Genomic DNA, 5,227 nt, shown 5'->3' with positions numbered 1-5,227 from the left:
AAAGCCCGTGGAAACAGAGGTAATCGCCCGAGACCTGGCGAAAATCTCCACCGTAAGCAACTCCGACGTTCAGGCCGTGCTGGGCGACATCGCCCCGGTGATGCACACCCGTATGGCGCAAGGCAAGAGCGTCCACATCAAGGGACTGGGCTACTTCCGCTACGTGCTCGACACCCGGGGCGTGAAAGAACTCAAGGACTTCAACTTCGACCAACAGGTGCAAGCCGTGCGCATCGAGTTCATCCCCGAACGCAGCAAGCTCTCCAACGGCACCTACACCCGCGCCCTCGTGGACAGCGACCAGCTGGAATGGATTGAACTCTCGCCCGACACCAAGGACACAACGCCCGATGGCGGCGGCGACGGCAACCTGGAAGAAAATCCGCTGGGATAAGTCCCGCATAAAGTACTTTCTTCCCGCCGACTGTGACCATCAGTACCGTAGAAACGGCACTACCGGCACAGTATCGGCAGGATAGAAAAATATATTTGAGACGCAACGGTTTCCGTAGGGGCAATGCCTCTCCGGAGACCTCCTCTCAAGCAAAGCCGTGCGGCGCAAGCCCTCGGGCATTAGAACCTTACAAATTTAAGTATCTTCAAAAACACGTATTGTTATGATTAGAACAGTATTCAAGGTTGGTGAAACGGTAACCATCAAACCTACAACTCAAGCCGGTACTCAGTACCGTTATGCACTGGCATATTTGTCAGGCAGCGCAATCCTTATTGACGAGAAAGAAGAGAAGGCGGAACAGCCGGGCGGTGTAGCCGCACAGGCATTTACCTTCAAGTTCGTGAATCCCGGACAGGCAGAAATCCAGTTTGCCTGCTACCACAACGATGAAGAAGTGACGCTGGAAGACAAACTGATATATTTTGCATACGTTCCGGAGGAAAAACCGGCAGCAAACGGCATCGACGATATCAGCACCGTTATGGGAGAAACCATCAACGATATGGACAAGAACTCTATCTATTTTTTACTGCATGATGAAAATGGTAGTGAGAAGAAAAAAATGCATGTTCCCTCATGGGAGACTTATCTCAAGGTATTCAGCCGCATTACTTGGGAGAACGTACCCGGTGAAATCGTTAAACTTATACCGGATATGGAAAGCATGAGCATGGATCGTATAGGACTATTTTACGGACAGTCGACGGGTAAAGTCTATTTCTGTACCGGCAAGAAGAGATATCACATTCAGACGTGGGAAATCTTTGATAAAGTAGGCTTCGACAGGAATAAAATATTGAGCGTTCCTGATTATATGATAGAAGATACATTCCCGACAAATGCCGGTTTCTTGTTGCAATAAGATTGGAGCTAAAGCCGCCGCCGGGCGCTTGGTGCGTAAGCCCGGAGTGAGCAACCTATTTAAGGTAGCGACTGCCCCTCTCGCCGGGGGCGGTGGCACAAAAGAAAAATGAAACTAAAAAAAGACGATATGAAAAGAAAAGGAATCTTACAGACCGCATTCATGCTGACGGCAGTGTTGCTGCTGGCAGCAGCCTGCACGCAGGACGAACTCTCCGGCGGGAAAGGCGAGCCGCTGCCCGAAGGCAAATACCCCATGACGTTCGCCACAACGGTGGAGGGCGTGACTGCCACCCGTGCCACCACGGACAATACGTGGGCAGGGGGCGAAGAAGTAGCCGTACAGGTGGTAGGCACTGCTAACCCAAAGAAGTACACCGCCTCCACGGACGGCAAGCTCTCGGCTGCCACCGACGAAACGCCGTTCTACTGGAAAAGCACCACCGAAGAGAAAATCGTATCGGCATGGTATCCGTACACCGCCACGAAACCCTCTACGTTCATCGTGAAGAAAGACCAGAGCGGCACAGTCCAGAGCGGCACAGACGGCTATCAGGAAAGCGACTTGATTTATGTCGCCTCGCAGAAAGTGACATATAGCGGTAGCAAAGCACTTACCTTCAAGCACCTGCCCGTCAAGGTGGTGGTGAACCTCAAGGCAGGCAATGGCGTGACGGCGGACGAGGTAAAGGGAGCTACGGTAACCATCGTCAATCAAGCCACCGAATCGGGAGCGATAACTGAAGGAACGACTTCCACCGATGCAACTACCGGAGGAACAACTACCGCCGACTGGAGCGTGGCGCAGGTAACATCCGGTGACATTGACATCACCCCAAAGAAGGTAACCCCTGCCGCTACGGACTGCCAAAAGAGCGTGCAAGCCCTCCTCGTGCCGCGGCAGATGAAGGGCGTGAGTTTCATCAAAGTAACCGCAGGCGGTAACGATTACTACTACACCCCGGAGAAGGAAACTGATGCCAACCTCCAAGCCGGGCAGCAATACACCTACACCATTACCGTCACCAAAAACGGACTGACCGTTACCGCCTCCGGTGCAGCGGAGTGGACGGGAACGGAAAAAGACCCGGTGACAGGTAAAGTACCGGAAACCGGTTTCTCCGCCTCCGACCTCAAAGCAGGCGATTATTTCTACTCCGACGGCACATGGAGCGATGGCGGATATCGGAAATACCCGGGCGGTACAACGGCCACGTTGCCCATCATGCCCGTGCTGACCGATGCAAGCGGAAACGCACGAACCGTAAGCGGCATTGTGCTTCATCTCCGAAACAAGTCATCGGTGACAGATAATTGTAATTATGAATCTTTCACTGGAGTCCCCACCGGATACGTTCTCTCGGTAGACGAGAAGGAAACTAATTGGGGCACTACAGATGGGACTGAGTGTAAGTACAATAATGAGATATTCGGATATGCACATACAAAACTTTTTTCTGAAAAGCCAAATATGACTACGACAGCCATTGATTGGTGCAAGAATCATGATACTAATGCACCCGTATCTCCGCCATCCTCGGTAGCGGTCAGCACCTGGTATATGCCCTCCCAACAGGAGCTGAAAATGATAACAACAGATTTGCGCCCCGTACTCGATGCCATTTTGAGCCGTATAGGAGGTACGCCTTTTCAAAACAAGTACTACTTTACATCAGGACTCATGGGACTAAGCGGTGGATACGTATGGATGTATAACCCGATAACCGGTAACGATAATGCGGGGAATCTTAAGAATAATGCACGTTCTACGTTTCTCTATCGGGCTATGTTTGCCTTTCAGCTACAAACGCCTGTATCGAAACAGAATCATCGATAATCTAATTGATTTAACGATATGAACAGAATAACCCACTCATTAGCCGCCCTGCTGCTTATCGCAGGGCTGGCAGGTTGCTCGGAAGAGGAGACTCTATCCGGCACGCCCGGCGACACCCGTACGCCGATCACCATCACCGTCACCGACGGAGGCTACACCCCCGATGATGCCGCACGGCAAAGCACCGCAGGCAGTGACATTCGGCAAAATGCCGACAACCGCCCGTCCACCCGTGCGGTAGACAACGGCTACGTCACCACCTTCACCGCAGGGGATAAGATCGGACTTTATGCCGTGGTAGACGATGCAGTCGTCAGTAGCAACATCCCCCTTACCCATAACGGCACAGGCTGGACAGGCGAGGCGTATTACGAGGGTGCAAAAGCCAAATACTTTGCCTACTATCCCTATCAATCCACCTTGACAGGCACACTCGATGCTTCTGCCACCGATGCCTCCGCCTTCTTTGCCAACGTCATCTCGGCATGGACACCCGCCACCGACCAAGGCACCCACGCCGCTTACACCGCCTCCGACCTGATGACGGGCAGTGGCACGGCTTCCAAGCAGTCCGGCAGCACCTACTCCCTCGAACTGACCATGACGCACGCCATGGCACTCGTAGTGATCGAAACCCCGATGACGAAATACACGCTCACTACCGACGCGAACTACACGTGGACAGCCGCCGCCGCTCACGACACCCGCTTCTATGGCTTCACACCGTACAACCCCTCTCCCGGCACGTACCGCTACCTCGTGAAACCCGGCCAAACCACCGCCGCCGACCTCATGGGCAGCTACACCGGCACGCTCGCCGATGGCAGCACCGCCACTAAAGAGTACGCCGTTTCGCCCAACGGCATCACCACCGCCAACTACGCACTTTATAAAGTGGACGGCGGTATCACTTCAAAGACCCACACCTTGCAAGTCGGCGACTTCTATATGAACGACGGCTCGCTGGTAGCTCATGATGCCACGCTCACCGATGCGCAGAAAGAGGCTTGTATCGGCATCATTTATAGTACAAGTGCCAGCCGTATCGGCGATGCGGCCAAGAAAGCCTTGACGCAGAAAGGTGTAACTATCCCTCACGGTCTTGTCATGGCATTGACCAATGCCTCCGAAAAATGTCGGTGGGGAGAAACTTATAGAAATGAAAACAATGGCACTGGTCCTTTCCAGAACAATACCAATACCTTGCAGGTGCAGTACAACAACGTTGACGGTTACGGTGAAACGCATTGGATACTTAATACTTATGACGGTGCTACTTTGCAGAATACATATACTGCTTTTTACCATGCCAGTCGTTACGGAGTAGATAGTGGAACTGCTAAATACGCCGCTCCTGCTAATATTACTACCGGTTGGTTTATCCCCAGTATGGGTCAATGGTGGGATATTCTGTCCAATTTGGGTGGGATAGATTTAACTACTTATCGTGGGAGTGGAAATAATAATGCATCTATATCCGGAGCTGCTAAAACAGCCGTCGATAATATGAATAGATATTTAGAAAAAATAGATAGTGCAACAAAGTTTAGTACAGGTACTCACTTTTGGTCGAGTTCGGAGTTCGATAGCCTCTTCGGCTGCAACGTGCTCTTCTTCATCGACAAGCTGGAATTGCGCGGCAACGCTAAGGGCGACAGCGGTCGTAAGGTGCGGTGTGTCTTCGCTTTCTGATTCTATTTATCTATTTAAAACCAATCCCGCGAAGCGGGTCGCGATATATATTTTATGGCATTATCAGAAGATCTACCTCTTTACCGTGACACTTATCGGTTGTTGAACCTGCTGATACCGTTGACACAGGGCTTTCCCCGGTTTTTCCGTTACGGTTTGGGCAGCCGGATGGTAGAGTTGAACTTAGATATGCTGTCACTGATTTATAAAGCGAACAGCAGTTATGAAAAGGTGACTGTCATCACGGAACCCCCCGTCCCGGCGGATGTCCTTCATCCGCCGGATATGAGTATCAGGGTTTGTAACCCGATAAAAGAAGAGGAACTAAGCAAAGTCCTTTGGGATATAAGTAAAAAAGAAATGGAATTAGCAACAATAAT

Annotated in this window: 5 protein-coding genes; all 5 read left to right on the top strand. The window is 51.5% G+C overall.

The features are described from left to right. Positions 1 to 394, top strand: a 394-nt coding sequence (locus BN161_RS19235) for an HU family DNA-binding protein (protein ID WP_044269432.1), incomplete at its 5' end; no start/stop codon positions are given. 223 nt (positions 395 to 617) lie between these two features. Then, the gene (locus BN161_RS28185; RefSeq protein WP_052356337.1) at positions 618 to 1,319 is read left to right on the top strand and encodes a protease inhibitor I42 family protein; all 702 of its coding nucleotides are present in this window, start codon (positions 618 to 620) and stop codon (positions 1,317 to 1,319) included. Between the two features lie 129 nt (positions 1,320 to 1,448). Further along, positions 1,449 to 3,155: a fimbrillin family protein gene (locus tag BN161_RS19225; protein WP_044269427.1), complete on the top strand. Its 1,707-nt coding sequence runs from the start codon at positions 1,449 to 1,451 to the stop codon at positions 3,153 to 3,155. A gap of 18 nt (positions 3,156 to 3,173) precedes the next feature. Further along, the gene (locus BN161_RS19220; RefSeq protein ID WP_044269425.1) at positions 3,174 to 4,847 is read left to right on the top strand and encodes a fimbrillin family protein; all 1,674 of its coding nucleotides are present in this window, start codon (positions 3,174 to 3,176) and stop codon (positions 4,845 to 4,847) included. Positions 4,848 to 4,901: 54 nt separating this feature from the next. Beyond that, a partial coding sequence (locus BN161_RS30665; RefSeq protein WP_044269423.1) for a four helix bundle protein occupies positions 4,902 to 5,227 on the top strand: 326 nt, incomplete at its 3' end.

The organism is Bacteroides timonensis, from assembly GCF_000513195.1.
GTDB lineage: Bacteria > Bacteroidota > Bacteroidia > Bacteroidales > Bacteroidaceae > Bacteroides > Bacteroides timonensis.
The sequence above is the reverse complement of the archived record's forward strand: the minus strand, read 5'-3'. Positions and strand labels throughout refer to the sequence as shown.

Excerpts from the sequence above, each read along its gene's own strand:
- BN161_RS28185 (WP_052356337.1), top strand. The coding sequence starts at position 618 with ATGATTAGAACAGTATTCAAGGTTGGTGAAACGGTAACCATCAAACCT.
- BN161_RS19225 (WP_044269427.1), top strand. The coding sequence starts at position 1,449 with ATGAAAAGAAAAGGAATCTTACAGACCGCATTCATGCTGACGGCAGTG.
- BN161_RS19220 (WP_044269425.1), top strand. The coding sequence starts at position 3,174 with ATGAACAGAATAACCCACTCATTAGCCGCCCTGCTGCTTATCGCAGGG.